Raw genomic sequence first — 20186 nt, forward strand, 5'->3', positions numbered from 1 at the left:
CAACCAACGGGATTACTCATCTTGCAGGAGGGAAAAATAGGGGGAAATACCGGCGCTCTTCCGGCTTGTCCTCCGGAACGGCCCCCCCGTATCATGAGTCCTCCATGCCACGCATCGGTCCCCTCTCCCTTCTTTACTCGACCGGCCTGCTTTGCGGGCTGCTCCTCCTCTCCCTTTCGGCCCCCCTCCCGGCCCGGGCGCAGAGCGATCCCGGCGCGCGCGAGGACGAGAAGGCCGCCCGCCAGAAACTCCTCCGCGCATCGGACCAGATCGACTCCCTCCAAGCCGCCCTCGATAGCCACACGACGCAGATCGCCGACATGAAGATGACGATCGGCCAGCAGAAGGCCGACCTCGACGCGCTCCGCTCCCAGCTGGCAACGCTGAAGGACGAGAACACGGCCCTCCGCGCCGCCCTGGCGAAGCTCGACGCCGCCCGCGCCGACGAGAGGAAGACCCTCCTCGACGAGGTCGGCAAGATCGTCGCCGAAAACTCGAAGCGCGCCCCGGCCCCGACGCCCCCTCCCTCCGCCCCGCCGAAGGAGAGCGCCGCCGCTTCCGGGGAAAAGGCTCCCGACAAGGGGGCCGAAACCGGATTCGATTACGTCGTCGTGAAGGGCGATACCCTCCACGCCATCGCCGTCGCCTACCAGGGTAACGACGTCCATGTCACCGTCGCCGATCTGCGGAAAGCCAACGGGCTGGGGAAGGATGAGGCGATCCACGTGGGGCAAAAGCTCTTCATCCCCAAAAAATAGCCCGTTTTGGGCTATATTAAACCGTGCCCCACCGCTCCCGACAGGACGTCCACCCCGCCGACGCGACCGGCCCCCTTCCGACCGAGAAGGAGGCCATCCACGCCCTGCGCCGTCCCCGCCCGGGCCGGGGGAAGAACTTCATCACCGAGGTCCTCCTCCCCTCCCTCTTCTCCCGGAAGCAAGGGACGAAGAACAAGCCGATCTTCCCGAAGCTGGAGAAAGGCCAGGTCTGCATCACCTGGATCGGCCACGCCTCCTTCCTCATCCAGACCCCGGAACACAACATCCTCGTCGACCCGAACTGGGCGAACTGGATGCTCGTCATCCGCCGCCTGAAGCATGCCGGGTTCGAGATCGACGACCTCCCCGACATCGACCTCGTCCTCATCACCCACGCCCACTTCGACCACCTGAACCGCCGCTCCCTCCGCAAGATCGCCGCGCGGCAGCCGATCGTCGTCCCCTCGGGCGTCTCGAACCTCGTCCACGACCTCGGCTTCGAGAAGGTCCACGAGATGAACTGGTGGGACACCTGGACCTTCCGCGGCCTCTCGATCACCTTCACCCCCGCGAAGCACTGGGGCGCCCGCGTCCTCCACGACAGCCACCGCGGCTACGGCGGCTACGTCATCCGCTACGGGGAACGCTCCGTCTTCCACTGCGGGGACACCGCCTACTTCGACGAGTTCAAGCAGATCGGCGCCCGCCTCAAGCCCGAGATCGTCCTCATGCCGATCGGGGCCTACGAGAACCCCTCCCAGCGCGACGTCCACATCGGGCCGGAGCAGGCCGTCTGCGCCTTCCGCGAGCTCCAGGGCCAGACGATGATCCCGATGCACTTCGGCACCTACCGCCTCAGCTTCGAGCCCCTCCACGAGCCCGCCCAGCGCCTCCTCACCGCCGCCGCCCGCGAAGGGGTCAGCCAGCGGATCAAATTCCTCGTCGAAGGGATGCCCCAGACGTTCTGACCGGGCCTCCCTGCCGCGCCCGCCGTCCCCCGCTCCATGCCCCAATCGCTTCCCGAGCAAAAAGAGTGGCAGCGCCTCCGGGGCCGCAGCGCCCTCACCGCCTTCGACCGGGACCGCCGCGCCCCCGCCTCCGAGGCGATCCGGGAGCGCCTCGCCTCGATCCCCGGCTGGCAGGAGGCCCGCCGCGTCGCCGTCTACGCCCCCTTCCCCACGGAGCCCAACCCCGGCTGGCCCACCCCCCTGCCGACCGCCGACGGCGGCCACGCCCCCCGGGAGGTCTTCTTCCCCCGCACCGTCTTCTCCCCCCCCGCCATCACCCTCCACCGCGTCGCGGGGCCCGAGGAGCTGATCGCCTGCCCGCCGAAGCGGAACATCATCATGCTGGAGCCCTCGCCCGACGCGCCCGAGGCCGACTACGACGCCATCGACGCCATCCTCGTCCCCGGCCTCGCCTTCGACCGGGACGGCTACCGCCTCGGCCGGGGCGGGGGCTTCTACGACCGCCTCCTCGCCAGCCTCCCCGGGCGGACCCTCCGCATCGGCCTCTTTTTCGCCGTACAGGAGCTTGCCCAAATCGTCCGTGAACCTCATGATCGCCAGCTCAACTGGATCATCACGGAAAACGAGCACTTCATCCCCCACCCCTCACAATCATGATCAAACGCCTTGCCGTCCTCACCTCCGGCGGAGACTCGCCCGGAATGAACCCCGCCATCCGCTCCGTCACCCGTTCCGCCCTGAGCTTCGGGGTTGAGGTCGTCGGCGTTTACAACGGTTACCAGGGCCTGATCGACGAGGAATTCACCCCCCTCGACAGCCTCATCGTCAGCGGCAAGAACCGCTACAGCGGCACCTTCCTCCAGACCAGCCGCTGCCCCGAGTTCACCACCGAGGAAGGCCAGAAGAAGGGCATCGCCAACCTCCGCAAGCACGGCATCGAGGGCCTCATCGTCATCGGCGGCGACGGCTCCCTCACCGGCGCCCGCGCCATCCACCGCCACGGCTACCCCGTCGTCGGCATGCCCGGGACGATCGACAACGACATCTACGGGACCGAGATGGGGATCGGCGTCGACACCGCCCTCAACACGATCATCACCCTCGTCGACATGATCAAGGCGACCGCCGCCTCCCACCGCCGCTGCTTCGTCGTCGAGGTCATGGGCCGCTCCAGCGGCTACCTCGCCCTGATGACCTCGATCTCGACCGGCTCCCAGGTCGCCGTGATCCCCGAATACCGGGTGAACATGGACCGCATCGTCGAGAACCTCCACCACCGCACGCGGAACAAGCACAACAACAGCGTCATCATCGTCGCCGAGGGCGTCTGCTCCGGCGGCGAGTTCATGGAGCGCCTCCGCGGCGCGGGCAAGATCGAGCAGGAAGTCCGCCTCACCGTCCTCGGCCACGTCCAGCGCGGCGGCATCCCCACCCACTTCGACCGCCTCCTCGGCGCCCGCATGGGCGAGATGGCCGTCCAGGCCCTCGTCCACGGCGAGACCGGCGTCATGGTCGGCCAGGTCGCCGGAAAGATGCAGCTTCGGAATCTTGAGGAAATCCTCGGACGGAAGAAGGAACTGCCTGCCGACGCGATCCGCGTAGCTAGGAATCTGGGGATTGAGTTCGGCGATCCGGTGGAGATGTAGGGTTCGCGAAGGGGCCGTGAGTCCCCTTCGGGGCAGGGTAGAATCGCTGCGCTTGCCTGTACAGCTGGAGGCGACCCTCTTTAACGCCAAGGAGTGGGCTGTCGCCCCTCCTTGAACCTCTCCCGTAAGAGGCGGTAGGGGGAACTATTACTTCCATCTAAAGGCAATGCTCCTTCGGAGAGTTGTACTCGGCTGATACTAACCCGCTTGGGAGGAATCACCCGTCCGAGGGCTGGCGGAACCGAAGCGGCTATTCTCCCAATAGGAGTCTGGGCGTCTTGGTACCGTCTCCCCCCGCAATCCGTACCCTCGGACGCTCCCGGAACCAGCGGATTTTAATCCAGTTAGGAGACAAGGCGCAGGGGGAAGCGCGTCCGCCTAGCTAAGGCCCTCAGACAGGAGGTTCCAGGAGGGGCAAAGCCCCTCTTGGGCTATAAAGCGGATTACATCCACCTGTACAGGGTCGACCCCGCATGCCCCGAAGGGCCGCACCCCTACCGCTGTTCCTTCAGAAACCCAGGAAGCCGGTAAGAGGGCGACTTGTAAAGCGCCTCGACCCAATCGGCAAAGATATTCTCCTTCCGCCGCTCCAACTGCTGCGCCACGACCGAAGGACGCAGCGTCGCCGCCTTCTTCCCATCGGCCGGATCGCGCGCGACGAGGCCGACGATGATCCCGCCGTCGGCGGTCGGGAAGAACTGGCTGATCTCGCCCGGCTGGAGGGAGAACGAGACGGGGACGAGGGTCTGCGCCTCGGGAACCGTGACCGCGCCGGTCTGGACATCCTCGGGGATGAAGGCGGGGATCGTCTCCAGGCTCGCCTTCTGTTCCTTCGCCGCGTCGGCGAGCGACTTGCCCGAGAGGAGGGAAGTCTTCAGCGCGACGTCGAGGGCCTGGCCCCGCTCCATGACAAGCTTCCGGGCGCTCTGTTCCGTGAGGGCCTTCACGATGAGGGGGCGGACCTGGTCGAGGGGCAGGAGGGCTCCGGAATCGGCCTTCAGGAGCTGGAGGACGTAGTAACCCTTCTCGGTCTCGACGGGATCGCTGACGGGGACGTCGCTCGTGATGCCGAAGGCGGCCCGGTTCAGGTTCGGGCTCGGGGGAAGTCCGGCGGGGGTCTCGGTGCGGGCGAAGAGGGGCGTCGTCCCGACCGAGTTGATCTTTTGGGCGGCGGCGGCGTTCTCGAGGGCGTGGACGTCGGTCTTGTCCTTGTCGGTGGCGGAGAGGGCGGCCTCGGCGAGGCTCTGGGCCGTCTCGCCGGTCTTCCGCCTGGAGGCGGCTTTCTCCTTCTCGGCCAGCTTCTCGACCCCGGCGTCGAAGGGAACGAAGGCCCAGGCGATCGAACGCTTCGCGGGAGTCCGCCAGGCCGGATTGGCCTGGTAGAGCTTGTAGGCGTCCTCGACCTCGGAGGGGGTCGGGGCGGCGGCCTGCGCGAGGAAGTCGGCCTGCTTCAGGCGGATGACCTGGAGGTGGGCGGAACCGAGGCGGATGCCGATGACGCGGTCGACCTCGGAGGGGGTCACCGAGGCGGAGGCGACGATCGACTGGGTCAGCTTGTTGATGAGGAGATCGTTCCGGACGCTTTCCTCGAAGCGGTCGGCGGTGACGCCGCGGGAGGAGAGGTAGTTTTTGACGAAGAGCTGGTAGCTGGCCGGATCGTAGTGGTCGTCCTTGCGGAGGAAGGGGAAGGCGCGGATGGCGTCGGTGACCTCGGCGTCGGAGACGGAGAGGCCGGCGCGGGTCGCCTCGGTCGAGAGGACCATCCGCTGCCAGGCGAGGCGGTCGACCTCGTTCGAGGAATTCGCGCCGGGAGGGAGGGTGCCGCCCTGGGTGAGGGTGAGCCAGAGAAGGGTGTCCTGCTGGGCGAGGCGGAAGTCGTCGCGGGTGACGGTGCGGCCCCCGATCCGGCCGAGGTCTTCGCGGGTGAGGCCCTCGATCGTCGGCAGGTTGAAATAGACGATGAACGAAAGGCTGATGATGCCGAGGAGGATGGCCATCAGGATCGTCGACTGGCTGCGGATCAGTTTGAGCATAAAAATGGGAGGGTGGGACAAAATCGCAGATGTAGCGCAGGGCTCAAGCCTGAAATGAAGGGGTTGCGACCCCGAATCGGTCCTTTCCCCTACCGCCGCACCCACCGCCACACCGTGAAGAGCGGGTGCTCCACCATCGCCTCCTGCCGGGTGAAGAGGCTTTCGTATTCGGGGAAGAAGGTGTCGCCCTCGACGGTCTGCTTCACGGTGGTGAGCCAGAGCTCGTCGCTCAGGGGGATGCCCTGCCGGTAGACCTCCGCGCCGCCCGCGATGAAGACCTCCCCCTCGTACCGCATCGGATCGACCTGGTCGAGGGAGGGGAGGACGGTGACGCCGGGGATCTCCCGCGCCTGCCGGGAGAGGACGATCATCCGGCGGCCCGGGAGGGGGCGGCCGATCGATTCGTAGGTCTTCCGCCCCATGACGAGGGTGTGGCCCATCGTCGCCTTCTTGAACCAGGCGAATTCGTCGGCGATCCGCCACGGGATCCCGCCCGCGGCCCCGATCACGCCGTTCTCGGAAATCGCGGCGATGGTCTTGAAGGGCTTCGCGAGCTGGCGGGTCTGGCTCATCCGCCTACCCCTTCTTCAACCGGCCGACGAAGTTCCCGATCCGCTCGGCGGCGATCTCGATCTGCTCCATCCCGGTGGCGTAGCTGCAGCGGATATGGCCGCTGCCCGACTGGCCGAAGGCGGTGCCCGGGACGACGGCGACCTTCTCCTCCTGGAGGAGGCGGACGGCGAACTCGTGCGCGGTGAGGCCGGTCCCCTCGATGCTGGGGAAGAGGTAGAAGGCCCCCTCGGGGAGGCGGCACGGGAGGCCCGCCTCGTTGAGGCGGTTCACGAGGAAATTGCGCCGGGCGCAATACTGGTCCCGCATCGCAATCATGTCGTCGTGGCCGTGGCGGAGCGCCTCGAGCGCCGCCTCCTGGCTGGTGATCGGGGCGCAGAGGATGCCGTATTGGTGGATCTTCATCATCGCCTCGGTCAGCTCCTTCGGGGCGCAGGCGTAGCCGATGCGGAATCCGGTCATCGCGAAGGCCTTCGAGAAGCCGTGGAAGAAGATCGTCCGCTCGCGCATCCCGGGGAGGGAGGCGATGGAGACGTGCTCCCGCTCGTCGTAGGAGAGCTCGGAATAGATCTCGTCGGTGAGGACGAGGAGGTCGTGCTCCCGGCAGAGGGCGGCGATCGGCTCGAGGTCGGCGCGGCTCATCGCGGCACCGGTCGGGTTGCACGGGAAGTTCATCATCAGGACCTTCGTCCGGGGGGTGATCTTCGCCGCGATGTCCTGGGCGCGGAGGCGGAAGCCGTCCTCGGCCTTCGTCGCGATGGCGACGGGCTTCCCGTAGGCCAGCGCGATGGAGGGGGAGTAGGAGACGTAGCAGGGCTCGTGGTAGATCACCTCGTCGCCCGGGTTCAGGACGGCGCGGAGGGCGATGTCGATCGCCTCGGAGACGCCGATGGTGACCATGACCTCGCTGAGGCCGTCATACTCGATCCGGTAATTCTTCCGGACGTAGGAGGCGATCTCCTTCCGGAGCTTCGGGAGGCCGAGGTTCGAGGTGTAGCCGGTCTTCCCCCGCTCGAGGGAATAGATGGCGGCCTCGCGGATGCGCCAGGGGGTGACGAAGTCGGGCTCGCCGATGCCGAGGGAGATGACGTCGCCCATCGACTGGACGATCTCGAAGAAGTCGCGGATGCCCGAGCGCGGGATGGCGTGGACGTGGTCGGCGATGAAGTCGCGGGGCGGCTTCGGTGAATCGGGGGAGAACGGGATGACCTTGGAGGACATGGGAAAAGGGGACGGCGGTGCCGTCCGGTGAAATTCGGGGGCCGGGCGGGACGGGGTCAGGGAGTGATGGAGAGACGCTCCTGCGTCCCTTCGTTCACAAGGAGGACGCCCTGCTCCTTGTACGGCTTCAGCATGAAGTGGGTGGCGGTCGATAGGACGCCCGCGACGGTGGCGAGCTTCTCCGAGACGAACATGGCGACCTCCTTCATCGTCCGGCCGTGGATGATGACGAGGAGGTCGTACCCGCCGCTCATGAGGCAGCACGAGGTGACCTCGGGATAGCGGGCGATGCGGTTGGCGATGCGGTCGAACCCGCCGTCGCGCTCCGGGGTGATCTTCACCTCGATGGCGGCCTGCACGGCCTCCCCGTCGACCTTGTCGTGGTCGACCAGGACGGTGTAGCCGAGGATGATCCGTTTTTCCTCCAGCTCCCGGAGCTGCGAGGAAACCTCTTCGGGGGTGAGGTTCAGCTGTTTGGCCAGGGTCTCGGGCGTGGCCCGGGCGTTGGCTTCCAGCAATTTCAAGAGCGCGTGCATCGGTCCACCCTACTCAAAAGCCGGGAAATAGCAACCCGGGCCGAACCGTCCTACTCGACAGGGGCGGCCAAATCGGACCTGCACAGGGCCTCCCTCCCCTTCAGCCGGTCATAAAAGACGACCGCCGTGACGCAGCTGATGGGCAGCGTCAAAATCAGGCCGATATCGCCGAGGAGGCTCCCCAGGGCGAGGAAGGCCGCCAGGAGGCAGAGGGAGAACAAGACCTGCCAACGCGCGCCCCGGGTCAGTTCCCCGCTCCGGCGGAGCGCCGCGACGGGGCCGATCCCCTCGTCGATCATCACCATCGGATAGAAGATCCAGAGGGGGGCCAGGAGGAGGCCGGGGACGGCGGCGGGCAGGGCGAGGAGCCAATCGAGGGGCTTGCGGAACAGAAGCGCCATGTCCCCCCAGGCGGGACGCTCCCCCCGCGCCAGATGGAGGAGCCCGGCGAAACAACCGATCCAGAGCGGGAGCGAGACGGCCATCGGCACCAGCTCCGACCATCCGCCCCACGCCGAGGCCGTCGCCGCGATCGCCGTCAGGGCGGCGATGTTTTCCATCGTCCGATCGGGATCGAGGAGGTTGCCGAAATCGAACGCGCCGAAGGCCGCCCCCACCCGGTAGAGGACGTAGAACGATTCCGGCAGCAGGGCGAGGAAGAGGAGCCAGCCGACCCGCCAAAAATGACGCCGCATCAGCGCCCGGGCGGCGCGGAAGACTTCCCGCTTGAAGCCGGGGGGGAGAGGGAGGAGAGCGGCCATGGCGTCCTGGGGGAGAACGCCCTACGGCTTCTCCAGCCGCACCGTCACCTTCACCGTCGCGGGGAAGTTCTTCGGCGGGCGGATGGTCGGGGGAAGGTCGAGGGCGATGGGGAGGGTGTAGGTCCCGGGGCGGTGGTAGCCGTCGAGGTTCACCGGGAGGGTCTTCACCGTCGGGCCGTAGAGGGAGGGCTTGTCCTTGATCCGGGCGGAGAGGACGTTCGGGACGATGCTGACGACCTGGGCGACGCGCATCCCCTTCTCGAGCCCGACGAAGGCGGGGACGATGGGGAAGGTCCGGCTCTGGGCCTCGACGAGGGTCAGCTTCAGCTGCTGGGGCCGATAGCTCTCGATCTCCCAGCCGGGGGGCAGCTCCGAGGCCATGTGGGAGGTGAGGTCCATCGTCAGCGCCCCGGCGTGGGCGTTCTGGAGGTCGACGGTGATGTTGAGCCGGTGAACGGCGTCGTCGATCGAGCGGCCGGAGACGATGTCCTCGTTGTTCGGCACGCGGAGGAAGACGTCGGCGCGGAGGGCCTCGCTCCCCGAGTCGATGTAGAGGTCGTCGGGGACGTTGGCGAAGTTGATCGGGGCCTGGACGACGTTGAGGTTCGTGACGCGGGCGGCGTGGACCGGCTTGTTCAGCCAGTTCACCGTGGGGACGGCGATCAGGGCGACGAGGACGGCCCCGGCCCAGGCGGAGCGGGAGAGCCAGCGGTCCCGCGTCGAGGTCCGCCGCCGCTCGACGCGGAGGATCTCCCCGAGGAAGCGGGCGATGTCCTCCTCCTTCACCGAGGCCAGCTCGGCGAGGCGCCCCTGCCGGGCGTGGGAGAGGACGCCGCGCTCCTCGGAGACGACGAGGATGTCGGCGTCGCAATGCTCGCTGAGGCCGAGGGCGGCGAGGTGGCGCGTTCCCCATTCGTCGCGGACGGGCGTCTCCCCGGTCCCGTCGCTGAGCGGGAGGACCGCGCCGACGCGGACGATGCGGTCCCGCAGGATGACGATGGCACCGTCGTGCCGAGGGCAGCCGGGATGGAGGAGGGAGAGGAGGAGGGACTTCGTGACGAGGGAGTCGTACTCCTCGCCGCCGTTGAGGAAGGAATCGACGTCGTCCCCCTTCGGGAAGATGAGGATCGTCCCGCGCCGGATGCGGACGAGCTCGGCGAGGGCCGAGGAAAGGGCCGGGATCGGGTTGTTCCCGCCGACGGGCCGGTGGCCGAAGAGCTGCCGGAGCGTCGCCGTCTGCCAGGCGCGGCGGAGGTCGGGGAGGAAGCTGAGGACGACGAGGGCGACCGTCGGCACGATGAGGGCGGCGACGAGGATCTGGGTGACGGGAAGCTCGAACTTCTGGATGGTGAAGAAGAAGGCGGCGAAGCCGAGGAGGATGCCGACGAAGCGCCCCAGCCGGGGATTGGAGAAGATCCAGCCGAACATGATCCGGAAGATCAGGACGCAGAGGACGATGTCGGCGATGACCGAGAGGGAGACCGAACCGAGGAGGCGGACGAGGAAGGACATCGTCATGGATCGGGTGGGAAGGGATTGGACGGGGGCCGGGGCCGGGGCGGAAGGAGGAGCCTGCCGCCCGGTTGCCCGGGCTTACGCCTTGGACCGGATGTCGAAGAGGGAGGAGACCGACTCGCCGTCGTGGACGCGCCGGATCGCCTCGCCGAGGAGGGCCGAGACGTCGAGGGCGGTCAGCTTGAAGCCGTCGATCTTCGCGGGGGGGACGCTGTTCGTGGTGATGAGTTCCTCGATGTCGGAATTCTTCAGGCGCTCGATGCCGATGTCGTTCAGGACGGCGTGGGAGACGCCGGCGAAGATCCGCTTCGCGCCCGACTTCTTCAGCATCTTCGCGGCGGAGCAGAGGGTCCCCGCCGTCTCGGTGATGTCGTCGACGAGGAGGACGTCCTTCCCGGCGACGTCGCCGACGATGAACTGCGCCTCGGTCTCGGTGGCGCTGATGCGGCGCTTCACGACGATGGCGAGGCCCGCGCCGAGCATCTGGGAATAGGCCGAGGCCATCTTCATCCCGCCGACGTCGGGCGAGACGACGACGAGGTTGTCGAGCTTCTTCTCCGAAAGGTGGCGGTAGAAGATCGGGGCGGCGTAGAGGTGGTCGACGGGGATGTCGAAGAAGCCCTGGATCTGCTGGGCGTGGAGGTCCATCGTCAGCACCCGGTTCGTCCCGGCGGCGACGAGGAGGTTCGCGATCAGCTTCGCGGTGATCGGGACGCGGGGCTGGTCCTTGCGGTCCTGGCGGGCGTAGCCGTAGAAGGGAAGGACGGCGGTGATCCGGGCAGCGCTGGCGCGGCGGACGGCGTCGATCATGATCAGCAGCTCCATGATGTGCTGGTTCGTCGGCGGGCAGGTCGGCTGGACGATGTAGACGTCGCGGCCCCGGATGTTCTCGTTGATCTTGACGAAGGTCTCGCCGTCCGGGAAGGAGGTCACCGTCGCCTGACCGAGGGGGATGCCGAGGTAGCTGGCGATTTTCTGGGCGAGGTCGACATTGGCCGAACCGGAAAAGATCTGAAGAGCGGGGCCGTTCATAGGAAGCTGGGGGAGACCAGAATGGGGGCGATCGTCCCCGATTCAAGCAGATTCAGGGAAAAGCATCGCGCAGGAGGCTTGCCGACCCCACCCAACTCTTTCATACCAGTAAAGTGTTCCATTCCTTCCTGACCGATCCCTATTGGATCGTGGTCCGCATCGGGACCGGGGCGTTGCTGACCTGGGGCCTCGTGACCGGGGGGATGGTCCTGCTGACGCTGGCGCTCCATCGCAAAACCCGAGGCTGGAAGACCCGCGCCGCGATCGGAGCCCTCCCCGCCCTCCTCTTCGCGGGTCTTGTCACGGGGGAAATGGTCTGCGGCGTTCGTCCCTCCGTTACCTGGCTCCAGGGCATCGTCCTCCTGATCGTCCTCCTTCTCTTCATGGGAGCGTGGGCGATGAGCGTCGCGCCGGTGGTGACGGCCTTCGCGAAAAAGACCAAGGACCGCTGGCTGATCGGCAGCGTGGTACTCCTCCTCCACCTCGCCGCGTGGGTCGCTTTTCTGATCCTATCGAGCCTCTCGGCTTCGCTCTGATCGCGCTTCAACCCCGATATTCCGCCGCCCCGCGTCCCGCCCGGGTTCCCGTGGCGAAGCTCCCCTGGAGGAGGTAGCCGCCCGTCGGGGCTTCCCAGTCGATCATCTCCCCGGCGGCGAAGAGACCGGGGATCGCCCGGAGCATCAGATTCTCGTCCAGGGCCTCCCATGCGATCCCGCCCGCCGAGGAGATCGCCTCGGCGACGGGCCGGGCTTCCCCCAGCGCGAGGGGGAAGTCCTTCACCCGCGCCGCCAGGGCGGCGGGGGTCGGGGAGGGGGAGCCGCTCTCGGCCCATTCCAGCAGGGCCGTCGCCGCCGGTCCCAGCCGCCAGCGGGGCGCGGCGGTTGCAAGGAAGGCGGCGGGATCGCGGGGAGGGGTCCCGGCCCGGCGGAGGAGCTCGTCGACCGAAAGGGTCGACTTGAAATCGAGGCGGATCTCGCGGGGGAGACTCTCCCGGATCGCCGCGCCGAGGGCGTAGACGGCGCTCCCCTCGATCCCGTACCGGGTGACGAGGCATTCCCCCTCGACCCGCCGCCTGCCGCCACCGATACCGACAGTCAGGGCGATGTTCTTCAGCGGCATCCCCTCGGCGGCGGCGAGGACCGGGGCGGGCCATCCCCCGGCGACCTCATAACCGCAGTTCGCCGCCCGCCACGGCGCGACGGGGATGCCCCGTTCCGCGAGCAGGGAGACCCAGCCGCCGTCGGAGCCGGTCTCCGGGTAGGAAGCGCCGCCGAGGGCGAGGACCGCGGCGGTGCAGGGATAGCTGATCGCGTTCCCCTCGCTCTCAAAAAGAAGATGGAGGCCGGAGCCGTCCCCGGTCTCCTCCCAGCCCCGCCAGGCATGGCGGAAGCGGAAGGCGACGCCCTGCTTCTTCAATCGCGCGGTCCAGGCGCGAAGCAGCGGGGCCGCCTTCTTCGCCTCGGGGAAGACCCGCCCGCTGGTCCCGACGAAGGTCGGGACGCCGAGTTCCGCCGCCCAGGCCCGGAGCGCCTCGGGATCGAAATCGGCCAACAGCGCGGGCCACCGCCCCTCGCCGCCGCGATAGCGGGGGACGAATTTCTCCAGCGGTTCCGAATGGGTGAGATTCAACCCGCCGACCCCGGCCAGGAGGAACTTCCGCCCCGGCGACGGCTTGTGGTCGAAGACCGTCACCGCGCAACCGGCCTCGGCCGCGACCTCGGCGGCCCGCAGCCCGGCGGGGCCGCCACCGATCACGGCCACGATGCGGGGAAAATCCATCGCGGCAGGATAGGGCCTCGCCCGAATTGATCAACTCCCGCGCCTTGCCTCCCGCACTGATGTGCTCTTTAATGGCTCAAGCCTAATTCCAGGCCCCCCTTTTCATGGAGATGAACAAGAATTCCACCGAGCCGCCGAAGGAAACTGGCAATTGGTCGAAGAAAGATACCTTCGACAAGGTCTTCGACTTCCTCCTCGGCGCCTTCGCCGGAGGATTCGTCGGGGCCGTCCTCTTCCTGCGGCGCAGCGCCTCGCTGAAGGCCGCCCTCGTGGCGATCGGCTGTGCCGCCCTGGTCGGCGGGATCTTCGCCGCCCTGTTCCGTCCGAAGCACTCCAACCTCCACGAGCAGGACGACTTCTGGCAAAACTACGTCGCGTGGTGGTTCTGGCCCTGGCGTCGGAAATAGCTTTTTCCTCTTTCCCGGCCGATCCAAACACAAAAAAAGCCGTCCGGTTTCCCGGACGGCTTTTTCGCTTAGAGAGGGATCACTCCCCCCGGAACTCCGACCCATGGAGCTTCCCCTCTCCCTCGGAGATCGGCGGCAGCGGGATCGCCCCTTCGTCATCGGAGGAAAGGGAGGCCTTGGCCTTCGTCCCCTTCGAGGCGCCGACGGCGACCCGCGTGCGGGTCACGTGCCGGGAGGAGGACGAGGCCGCCTTGGCGAAGCCTCCCCGCGTTTCCCCGCCGCCGGTCACCAGCTGCTGCAGGACGCCGACGTGGCTCTGGAGCTCGGCCGACTGGCCGCTGAGTTCCTCGGCGGCGGCGGCGGTCTGCTCCGAGGTGGCGGCGCTGTCCTGCGTCGTCTGCTCCATCTCGCCGATGGCCCGCGTCAGCTCGGAGAGGCCGGTGCTCTGCTCGCCCGAGGCGGTGGCGATCGACTCGATCTGGGAATCGACCTGCCGGACCTTCGCGACGATGTCGGCGAGGCTCTGCTCCACCGCGCGCGATTTCTGGGAAATCTCGGCGATCCGGTTCGTCACCCGGACGTTGACCTCGACGCCCCGCTGGCTCTGCTCCGCGGCGGCCTCGATGAGGAGGGCCGTCTCCTTCGCGGCGTCGGCGCTCCGCTGGGCGAGGGCGCGGACCTCCTCGGCGACGACGGCGAACCCGGCCCCGGCCTCCCCGGCCCGGGCCGCCTCGACGGCGGCGTTCAGCGCCAGGATGTTCGTCTGGAACGCGATCTCGTCGATCGTCTTGATGATCTTGGAAATGTCGTCGCTCGACTTCTTGATGTCGCCGATCGCGGCGGCCATCTCGCTGCTCGCCTTCTGGATCGCCTCGGTGGCGTGCTTCATCTCCCCGGTCCGCTCCGCGCCGCCCTCGGCGGCGGTCCGGGTCTCCATGGAGAGGGCCTTGGCGCTCGCGGCGCTGTCGGCGTTGCGACGCGTCATGCTGGCGATCTCCTCGAGGCTGGCGCTGGTCTCCTCGAGCGTGGCGGCCTGGCGACTCGCCCCCTCGGCGAGGTGATTGCTGCTGGTCGAGACCTGCCCGGCGGCGTCGGCCACCTGGGAGGAACTCTCCCCGAGCATCTGGCTCACCTCCTGGAGCGTCGAGTTGATCCCGCCGATGATCCTCCACGCCGCGCCGATGCCGACGCAGACGATGAGGACGATGACACTGAGGATGATCCAGAAGGCCGTCGCCGCCGTGCTCTGGAAGCGGGCACCGCTGGCGTCGAGCCGCCGCGCGTTGGCCCCGTTGAGGGTGCCGAAGGTCTCCTGCCGCTCGTGGAAGGCGAGGGCCATCTCCCCGCGATAGATCTCGGCGGCCCCGGCCGTGTCGCCCGCGTCGAGGCGCGCCATGAATTGCTTCCGGATGTCATACCAGCGGCCCCGGGTATCCTTGAAATGGTTCCACATCGCCTTCTGCTCGTCGGAGCGGACGTAGGCGTCGTACCAGGCGATGTCGCCCTCGGAACGCTGGGTGTTGTCGGCCAGCTTGGCCTTGATCGTCGCGGCGGCCTCGGGCGTCGCCGTCAGCAGTTCCCCGAGGAGGACGTAGCTGCCGTAGAACGTCTCCGTCAGGGCGAGGGAATGGACGACGGCTTCGGCGTCGCCGTTGACGACCCCCACGGGGACCTTCCCGTCGACGCCGACCACGGCGTCGACCACGCTGCCCCGCTGCACCAGGGAAAAGAGCCCGAGCCCGGCGGCCAGCACAATCATGAGGCTGAAGCCGAATAAAATCCGGCCTTTGATCGTCCATTGATTCATACGTTTTTTCGTTGTTTGCTTCGGTACCGATTGTGAAATAACGCCTTTCCGCACCCGGCTTCCTGCGGATCGGGGAGAGGCTTTTTTAGTGCAGCAGAAAGTATGCCTCTCCCTTCTTCAAGGGAGGTAAATCGCGAAAAACGGAAAAGAGGCGCGCCCCTCGGACGCAAAAAAGCGGCAGGGAAGGCCCTGCCGCTTTTTGGGAAACGAACGGATCCGGCTTACTTGGCGCTCGTCGCGGGGGCCGAGGTCGTGACCGGGGCCGAAGCGGCCGTCGTCGCGGGAGTGGAGGCGGCGGCAGCGGCGGCGTCCTTCTTGTGCTTCTTCTTCGCCTTCTTCTTGGCCTTCTTGTCGGCGGCAGCCGTCTTGTCGTCCGCGGCCTTACCAGCGGTGGCGGTGGCGGCGGCGTCCTTCTTCTTGTGCTTCTTCTTCGCCTTCTTGGGGGCGGCGGCAGTCGAGCCGGGCGCGGAGACGGCCGGGGGAACCGAGGGATCGGCGGGGGCGGTGGTGCCGGCGGGATCCGAAGGGGGGGCGACGGGGGCGGTCACGGGAGTCTGCGCCGAGGCCAGGCTCGCGAACGAGAGGCCGAGGACGGAAAGAGTCAACAACAGAGAGAATTTCTTCATTACGATAATTGAACCGGATACCACGGAAAAAGTTGCGGGGATTTTTTTTGGCCGTACCATTTATGACTGCTCCCATGACTCCGATCCTCTACGTCAAAACCGGCTGCCCCTGGTGCAGCGAAGCCGAAGCCGTCCTCGACCGGCATGGCATCTCCTACGATCCCATCGACGTCCTCCGCGACCGCGACGCCTTCAAGCGGATGAAGGAGATCTCCGGCCAGACGAAGGCCCCGACCCTCGAATGGGAAGACCGCGTCCTCGCCGACTTCGGCCCGGAAGACCTCGAGGAGTTCCTCAAGGAAAACAAGCTCAAGTAAGGGACCGGGCGGCGTGAGCAAGAAATCCCCCAAGATCGCCGCCTTCCTCGCCACGGTCACCGCCGATCCCCGGCACTCCCCCTACTACGCGGGCTACTTCGCCTGCTTCAACGCGGCCCTCTATTACGAGGCCCACGACGTGCTGGAGGAGATGTGGCTGCCGGTGAGGAAGGAGGCGGAGGGGAACTTCTTCAAGGGGCTGATCCAGCTCGCCGGGGCCTTCGTCCACCTCCAGAAGAACCGGCTCCGCCCCTCGGGCAACCTCTTCGCCCTCGCCGAGGCCAACCTCGCCCAGTACCCCGACATCCACCTCGACTTCGACGCCGCCGGAGCGCGCCGCCTTTGCCGGGAGTGGATCGGGAAGCTGGAGCATTCCGGATTCACCGTGAATCCGCTGACGCCCGAGAGCGCGCCGAAATTGGGATTGCTGCCTTAGCTGCCAAGTCCTCGCCTACGGACGCGTGATCTTCCCAAGCGGACAGGGGGAACTAGCGGACGCTTGCCACATCACGTGACACCGCCTGAAGAGAAACCGTTTTCCAAGTTCAGGCCTATCCCAGGGCGCAGCGCAGGAGCGCCACCGCCCCTCTTGCATCTTTAAAACGCGGGGGTTACATCGACCGGTCCAAGGTCTGTACCCAGCCCCGAAAGGCGCTCCCCCCCTAACTTCGCGACCCTACCGCGGGCGCGCCCGCTTCGCCTCGTAGAGCGCCGCGTCGGCCTGATTCAGCAACTGGTCGAGCTCGATCGGCTCGCCCGGCTTCGGGCGGTGGAAGCCGAGGCTCATCGAAAGGCGGTAGGGGCGGCCCGATTCGGCGTTGATCCGGGCCGTCTCTTCCTTGATGCGGACCTTGAGGTGTTCCTCGGTCCCCTCGGGGGCGCGGAGGATCATGACGACGAATTCGTCCCCGCCGATGCGGGCGGCGATGGCGTCGGAGGAGGTCGCCCCCTTCAGGGCTTCCCCGGCGTGGGCGATGGCCCAATCGCCGGCGGCGTGGCCGTGGGTGTCGTTGATCGGCTTCAGCCCGTCGAGGTCGGCGAAGAGGACGAGGGCTTCCCCGCCCTGCCGCGCGGTCAGCTCCTCCCCGGCGACGCTGATGAAGCCGCGCCGGTTGTAGAGCCCGGTCAGCGGGTCGATGAGGGAGGCCTGGAGGAGGGTCTCCCGTTCCCGGTGCCGTTCCTTTGCGTAGCGGATCGCGCGGAGGAGGAGGGGAGCGGTGGCCTGCGACTTGACGAGGTAATCCTGGGCGCCGAACTGGAGCGCCTTCAGCCCCATCTGGTCGTCGTCGAGGGAGGTGAGGACGACGACGGGGATCTTCCAGAAGGCCTTCCCGGCCCGGGCGACGGTCGCCGCGCCACTGCTGTCCGGGAGGGAAAGGTCGAGGAGGACGAGGTCGAACGATTCCTTCTGGGCGAGGTCGATCCCGTCCTGGAGCATCTCGCACTGGCGGATCTCGAACACGAGATTGGTCTCTTTCAGGGTTTCTTCCAAAAGAAGGGCATCGCCGCGGTTATCCTCGATCAGGAGGATCCGCATGGGGGGAGTGGAAACGGTACCGCTCATGAGATCGCGCCTATCTCAGCCGATTGGCGTACCGATTTCAACCCCCCGCTGCGTCTTCCGGGTCAATTCGTCCAAAATCACGCGCGAATGCGCCTCCAACGGGCCCCTTTTCGGACGTAACCCGCTCTGCCGGAATCGACATTCAAGACGTGCAATGGGTTCCTTCTTTCTTCATACTGCGCTTCCCCCTCCCATGAAACCGAAAGTCGCCCTCTATGATACCACGCTGCGCGATGGAGCGCAGGCCGAAGGAATCAATTTCTCCACCGCCGACAAGCTCCGCATCGCCGCGCGGCTCGACGCCTTCGGGGCCGATTACATCGAGGGGGGCTGGCCGGGGAGCAACCCGAAGGACATCGAGTTCTTCGAGCGGGCGAAGGAACTCTCCCTCGGCCATGCGAAGCTCGCCGCCTTCGGCAGCACCCGCCGCGCCGGGATCGCCGTGGAGCAGGACCCCCAGGTCCGCCTCCTGCTGGAGGCCCGCACCCCCGTCGTGACGATCTACGGGAAGACCTCCCTCCACCACGTCCGCGAGGTCCTGCGGACGACGCCGGAGGAGAACCTCGCCATGATCGCCGACACCGTCCGTTTCCTGAAGGAGAACGGCCGCGAGGTGATCTACGACGCGGAGCACACCTTCGACGGCTACAAGGAGGACCCCGACTACGCCCTCGCCTGCTTCCAGGCGGCCCGCGACGCGGGGGCGAGCTTCGTCGTCCTCTGCGACACGAACGGCGGCTCCCTCCCCAGCCACATCATCGAGGTGACCCGCGCCGCCATCGCCCGCATCGGCGAGGGCTGCGTCGGCGTCCACACCCATGACGACGGCGGCCTCGGCGTCGCCAACGCCCTCGCGGCGGTCGGCGCGGGCGCGACCCACGTCCAGGGAACGCTGAACGGCTACGGGGAACGGAACGGGAACTGCAACCTCACCACCGTCATCCCGAACCTCCAGCTGAAGATGGGGCACACCGTCCTCCCGGCGGCGAAGCTGGCGCAGCTCCGCGACCTCTCCCTCTTCCTCGACGAGACGGCGAACCAGCGGCCGAACATCCGCGCCCCCTTCGTCGGCCAGGCCTCCTTCGCCCACAAGGGCGGGACCCACGTGAACGCGGTGAACAAGTTCGCCTCCAGCTACGAGCACATCGTCCCGGAGACCGTCGGCAACGCCCGGCGCGTCCTCGTCAGCGAGCTCGCGGGCGGGGCCAACGTGATGATGAAGGCCCGGGAATTCGGCATCGCCCTCGAGGAGAAGGCCCCCGACACCCGCGCCATCCTGGAGGAGGTGAAGCGGCTGGAGAACGACGGCTACGAGTTCGAGGGGGCCGACGCCTCCTTCGAGCTCCTGATGCGCCGTGCCCGGGGCGAGTACAAGCCCTACTTCGACCTCCTCGAATACCACGTCTCGATCCGCAAGGACCCGACGCGGAACCTCGACCTCTGCGAGGCGACGGTGAAGATCGCCACGCCGCAGGGCGACCGCGGCTACGAGGTGGCGGAAGGAGACGGCCCCGTCAACGCCCTCGACGCGGCCCTCCGCAAGGCCCTCACCGCCTTCTATCCCGAGGTGGCCCAGGTCACCCTCACCGATTACAAGGTCCGCATCGTGAACTCGGCGTCGGGCAGCGGCGCCCGCGTCCGCGTCTTCATCGAGTCGGGCGCCGGGGAGGCGAGCTGGAGCACCGTCGGCGTCTCGACGAACATCGTCGAGGCCTCGTGGCTGGCGTTGACGGAGAGCTTGGAGTACTTCCTTTTCCGTCTTTCGCGCTCCAAGGCCCAAGCTTAACCATTAAAAGCTAAAACATCACTTTTACCTGCCGCACGGGGGTCTTCAGGCCTTTCGTGAGCTTGGCGGGGAGGTCGGGCATCCGTTGGAGGCGGAAGGAGAGCGCGCTGTTCATGCAGCGGAAATAGGCGGTGCCCGTGGCGGGATCGACTTTCTCGAAGCGGCTCTGCATCGCGATCTCCGGCCCCACCGCCTCGGCCCAGAGGGTCTGGTAGCGCGCCGGATTGTGCCTCTGCCGGGCCTGCACCTGCCCCAGCACCTCGTCGATCACCCCGGCCCGGTAGGAGCCGTAGGCCGCCTGGTTGATCGCCCCGACGGCCTCGGCGGTCTTGGCCGTTTTGATCTTCTCCGGCCCCCGGGCCTCGGGCGGGACGAGGAGCTCCCGCTCCAGCGCCGTCGGGTTCCGCCCGTGGAGACGCTGGAAGGCGGCATCGAGGCGCGGCCCCTCGTGATGGAGGAGCGCCAGATGCTCATACGTCTCCCGCTCCACGCGGGGATGAAGCTGGTCGAGGAGGACCTCCTTCGGTGCCTCGGGCATGATCGCTCCCGCCTCGAGAAGAACCCGGCGGAGGACATCGAGGCGGGTCTTCCGGTACGCCTCCCGGTTCACCACGATCTGAGGCCGATCGGGCGCATCGCCACCGATCAGAAGAGTCGGCCCATCGGCCAGCGCCGCGAGCTTCTTCCGCCCCTTCACCGACTTATAGCTCCGCCCGAGGCCGAGCGCGGAATAGGTCTTCAACTCCTGATGCTTCGTCTTGTCGTCGGCCGCGCTCCGCTTCAGGTACGCCGGACGCCCTTCTTTCACGCGAAGGGGTTTCGACGAAGCCATCTCCCCGTTCTATCACACTCCCCCCTCC

Annotated in this window: 21 protein-coding genes; 9 read left to right on the plus strand and 12 right to left on the minus strand. The window is 67.3% G+C overall.

Annotated elements, in window-relative coordinates:
- Positions 1-104: 104 nt before the first annotated feature.
- Genes BLU04_RS01110 through pfkA form a run of 4 tightly spaced genes read left to right on the plus strand, consistent with a single transcriptional unit; the run spans position 105 to position 3372 of the window.
- Positions 105-758 carry a LysM peptidoglycan-binding domain-containing protein gene (locus tag BLU04_RS01110; protein WP_093281131.1) on the plus strand — a complete coding sequence of 218 codons (654 nt, stop codon included), beginning with the start codon at positions 105-107 and terminating at the stop codon, positions 756-758.
- A 23-nt stretch (positions 759-781) separates the two neighbouring features.
- Entirely contained in the window at positions 782-1726 is a 945-nt protein-coding gene (locus tag BLU04_RS01115; protein WP_231964886.1) for an MBL fold metallo-hydrolase, read from the plus strand.
- A gap of 36 nt (positions 1727-1762) precedes the next feature.
- A complete protein-coding gene (locus BLU04_RS01120; protein ID WP_093281133.1) occupies positions 1763-2383 on the plus strand; it encodes a 5-formyltetrahydrofolate cyclo-ligase in 621 nt (206 codons plus the stop codon).
- Positions 2383-3372: a 6-phosphofructokinase gene (gene pfkA / locus BLU04_RS01125; RefSeq protein ID WP_093288370.1), complete on the plus strand. Its 990-nt coding sequence runs from the start codon at positions 2383-2385 to the stop codon at positions 3370-3372. The genes BLU04_RS01120 and pfkA overlap by 1 nt, the downstream gene beginning before the upstream one ends.
- A gap of 494 nt (positions 3373-3866) precedes the next feature.
- On the opposite strand, the gene BLU04_RS01130 is transcribed toward pfkA, so the two are convergent.
- The 7 genes from BLU04_RS01130 to BLU04_RS01160 all read right to left on the minus strand — a co-directional run bounded on the left by BLU04_RS01130 (position 3867) and on the right by BLU04_RS01160 (position 11040).
- A complete protein-coding gene (locus BLU04_RS01130) occupies positions 3867-5405 on the minus strand; it encodes a peptidylprolyl isomerase (RefSeq protein WP_093281136.1) in 1539 nt (512 codons plus the stop codon).
- Positions 5406-5494: 89 nt separating this feature from the next.
- Positions 5495-5977: a dihydrofolate reductase gene (locus BLU04_RS01135; RefSeq protein WP_093281138.1), complete on the minus strand. Its 483-nt coding sequence runs from the start codon at positions 5975-5977 to the stop codon at positions 5495-5497.
- Between the two features lie 4 nt (positions 5978-5981).
- A complete protein-coding gene (locus BLU04_RS01140) occupies positions 5982-7196 on the minus strand; it encodes an aminotransferase class I/II-fold pyridoxal phosphate-dependent enzyme (RefSeq protein ID WP_093281141.1) in 1215 nt (404 codons plus the stop codon).
- Between the two features lie 56 nt (positions 7197-7252).
- Positions 7253-7732, minus strand: coding sequence for an Lrp/AsnC family transcriptional regulator (locus BLU04_RS01145; protein WP_093281143.1), 480 nt, complete (start codon positions 7730-7732; stop codon positions 7253-7255).
- A 50-nt stretch (positions 7733-7782) separates the two neighbouring features.
- Complete coding sequence (locus tag BLU04_RS01150) at positions 7783-8493, minus strand: hypothetical protein (protein WP_093281146.1); 711 nt, start codon at positions 8491-8493, stop codon at positions 7783-7785.
- A gap of 21 nt (positions 8494-8514) precedes the next feature.
- Positions 8515-10011 (minus strand): diadenylate cyclase, encoded by a 1497-nt coding sequence (locus BLU04_RS01155; protein ID WP_093281148.1) that lies wholly within the window; start codon positions 10009-10011, stop codon positions 8515-8517.
- Between the two features lie 75 nt (positions 10012-10086).
- Positions 10087-11040, minus strand: a complete 954-nt coding sequence (locus BLU04_RS01160; RefSeq protein ID WP_093281151.1) for a ribose-phosphate pyrophosphokinase — start codon at positions 11038-11040, stop codon at positions 10087-10089.
- A gap of 113 nt (positions 11041-11153) precedes the next feature.
- Between BLU04_RS01160 and BLU04_RS01165 the strand changes: the two genes are divergently transcribed.
- Complete coding sequence (locus BLU04_RS01165; protein WP_093281153.1) at positions 11154-11576, plus strand: hypothetical protein; 423 nt, start codon at positions 11154-11156, stop codon at positions 11574-11576.
- 7 nt (positions 11577-11583) lie between these two features.
- Here BLU04_RS01165 and BLU04_RS01170 read toward each other — a convergent pair whose 3' ends face one another.
- On the minus strand, positions 11584-12819 hold the full coding sequence (locus BLU04_RS01170; RefSeq protein WP_093281155.1) for a TIGR03862 family flavoprotein: 1236 nt from the start codon (positions 12817-12819) through the stop codon (positions 11584-11586).
- 110 nt (positions 12820-12929) lie between these two features.
- On the opposite strand from BLU04_RS01170, the gene BLU04_RS01175 reads away from it, so the two are divergent.
- On the plus strand, positions 12930-13226 hold the full coding sequence (locus BLU04_RS01175) for a hypothetical protein (protein WP_157895008.1): 297 nt from the start codon (positions 12930-12932) through the stop codon (positions 13224-13226).
- Between the two features lie 79 nt (positions 13227-13305).
- Here the strand turns inward: BLU04_RS01175 and BLU04_RS01180 are convergent, their stop codons facing one another.
- Positions 13306-15033 carry a methyl-accepting chemotaxis protein gene (locus BLU04_RS01180; protein WP_093281160.1) on the minus strand — a complete coding sequence of 576 codons (1728 nt, stop codon included), beginning with the start codon at positions 15031-15033 and terminating at the stop codon, positions 13306-13308.
- A gap of 221 nt (positions 15034-15254) precedes the next feature.
- Entirely contained in the window at positions 15255-15659 is a 405-nt protein-coding gene (locus BLU04_RS16190) for a hypothetical protein (RefSeq protein ID WP_157895009.1), read from the minus strand.
- Between the two features lie 74 nt (positions 15660-15733).
- On the opposite strand from BLU04_RS16190, the gene BLU04_RS01190 reads away from it, so the two are divergent.
- Both BLU04_RS01190 and BLU04_RS01195 read left to right on the plus strand, forming a co-directional pair.
- On the plus strand, positions 15734-15976 hold the full coding sequence (locus BLU04_RS01190) for a glutaredoxin family protein (protein WP_197672995.1): 243 nt from the start codon (positions 15734-15736) through the stop codon (positions 15974-15976).
- A 13-nt stretch (positions 15977-15989) separates the two neighbouring features.
- Entirely contained in the window at positions 15990-16412 is a 423-nt protein-coding gene (locus tag BLU04_RS01195; protein WP_197672997.1) for a DUF309 domain-containing protein, read from the plus strand.
- A gap of 240 nt (positions 16413-16652) precedes the next feature.
- Here the strand turns inward: BLU04_RS01195 and BLU04_RS01200 are convergent, their stop codons facing one another.
- Positions 16653-17513: a GGDEF domain-containing response regulator gene (locus tag BLU04_RS01200; protein ID WP_162274607.1), complete on the minus strand. Its 861-nt coding sequence runs from the start codon at positions 17511-17513 to the stop codon at positions 16653-16655.
- A 220-nt stretch (positions 17514-17733) separates the two neighbouring features.
- On the opposite strand from BLU04_RS01200, the gene cimA reads away from it, so the two are divergent.
- On the plus strand, positions 17734-19326 hold the full coding sequence (cimA, locus tag BLU04_RS01205; RefSeq protein WP_093288377.1) for a citramalate synthase: 1593 nt from the start codon (positions 17734-17736) through the stop codon (positions 19324-19326).
- 10 nt (positions 19327-19336) lie between these two features.
- Here the strand turns inward: cimA and BLU04_RS01210 are convergent, their stop codons facing one another.
- The gene (locus tag BLU04_RS01210) at positions 19337-20134 is read right to left on the minus strand and encodes a hypothetical protein (protein ID WP_093281168.1); all 798 of its coding nucleotides are present in this window, start codon (positions 20132-20134) and stop codon (positions 19337-19339) included.
- Positions 20135-20186: the final 52 nt, after the last annotated feature.

Origin of the sequence: Verrucomicrobium sp. GAS474 (genome assembly GCF_900105685.1) — a bacterium.
Classification (GTDB): Bacteria; Verrucomicrobiota; Verrucomicrobiia; order Methylacidiphilales; family GAS474; genus GAS474.

What these genes read in the sequence shown, in the direction of transcription:
- BLU04_RS01200 (WP_162274607.1), bottom strand. Translation starts at nt 17,513, where the DNA reads ATGCGGATCCTCCTGATCGAGGATAACCGCGGCGATGCCCTTCTTTTG.
- BLU04_RS01160 (WP_093281151.1), bottom strand. Translation starts at nt 11,040, where the DNA reads ATGAACGGCCCCGCTCTTCAGATCTTTTCCGGTTCGGCCAATGTCGAC.
- BLU04_RS16190 (WP_157895009.1), bottom strand. Translation starts at nt 15,659, where the DNA reads ATGAAGAAATTCTCTCTGTTGTTGACTCTTTCCGTCCTCGGCCTCTCG.
- BLU04_RS01150 (WP_093281146.1), bottom strand. Translation starts at nt 8,493, where the DNA reads ATGGCCGCTCTCCTCCCTCTCCCCCCCGGCTTCAAGCGGGAAGTCTTC.
- BLU04_RS01145 (WP_093281143.1), bottom strand. Translation starts at nt 7,732, where the DNA reads ATGCACGCGCTCTTGAAATTGCTGGAAGCCAACGCCCGGGCCACGCCC.
- cimA (WP_093288377.1), top strand. Translation starts at nt 17,734, where the DNA reads ATGAAACCGAAAGTCGCCCTCTATGATACCACGCTGCGCGATGGAGCG.
- BLU04_RS01180 (WP_093281160.1), bottom strand. Translation starts at nt 15,033, where the DNA reads ATGAATCAATGGACGATCAAAGGCCGGATTTTATTCGGCTTCAGCCTC.
- BLU04_RS01155 (WP_093281148.1), bottom strand. Translation starts at nt 10,011, where the DNA reads ATGACGATGTCCTTCCTCGTCCGCCTCCTCGGTTCGGTCTCCCTCTCG.
- BLU04_RS01170 (WP_093281155.1), bottom strand. Translation starts at nt 12,819, where the DNA reads ATGGATTTTCCCCGCATCGTGGCCGTGATCGGTGGCGGCCCCGCCGGG.
- BLU04_RS01140 (WP_093281141.1), bottom strand. Translation starts at nt 7,196, where the DNA reads ATGTCCTCCAAGGTCATCCCGTTCTCCCCCGATTCACCGAAGCCGCCC.
- BLU04_RS01130 (WP_093281136.1), bottom strand. Translation starts at nt 5,405, where the DNA reads ATGCTCAAACTGATCCGCAGCCAGTCGACGATCCTGATGGCCATCCTC.
- BLU04_RS01120 (WP_093281133.1), top strand. Translation starts at nt 1,763, where the DNA reads ATGCCCCAATCGCTTCCCGAGCAAAAAGAGTGGCAGCGCCTCCGGGGC.
- BLU04_RS01190 (WP_197672995.1), top strand. Translation starts at nt 15,734, where the DNA reads ATGACTCCGATCCTCTACGTCAAAACCGGCTGCCCCTGGTGCAGCGAA.
- BLU04_RS01175 (WP_157895008.1), top strand. Translation starts at nt 12,930, where the DNA reads ATGAACAAGAATTCCACCGAGCCGCCGAAGGAAACTGGCAATTGGTCG.
- BLU04_RS01110 (WP_093281131.1), top strand. Translation starts at nt 105, where the DNA reads ATGCCACGCATCGGTCCCCTCTCCCTTCTTTACTCGACCGGCCTGCTT.
- BLU04_RS01135 (WP_093281138.1), bottom strand. Translation starts at nt 5,977, where the DNA reads ATGAGCCAGACCCGCCAGCTCGCGAAGCCCTTCAAGACCATCGCCGCG.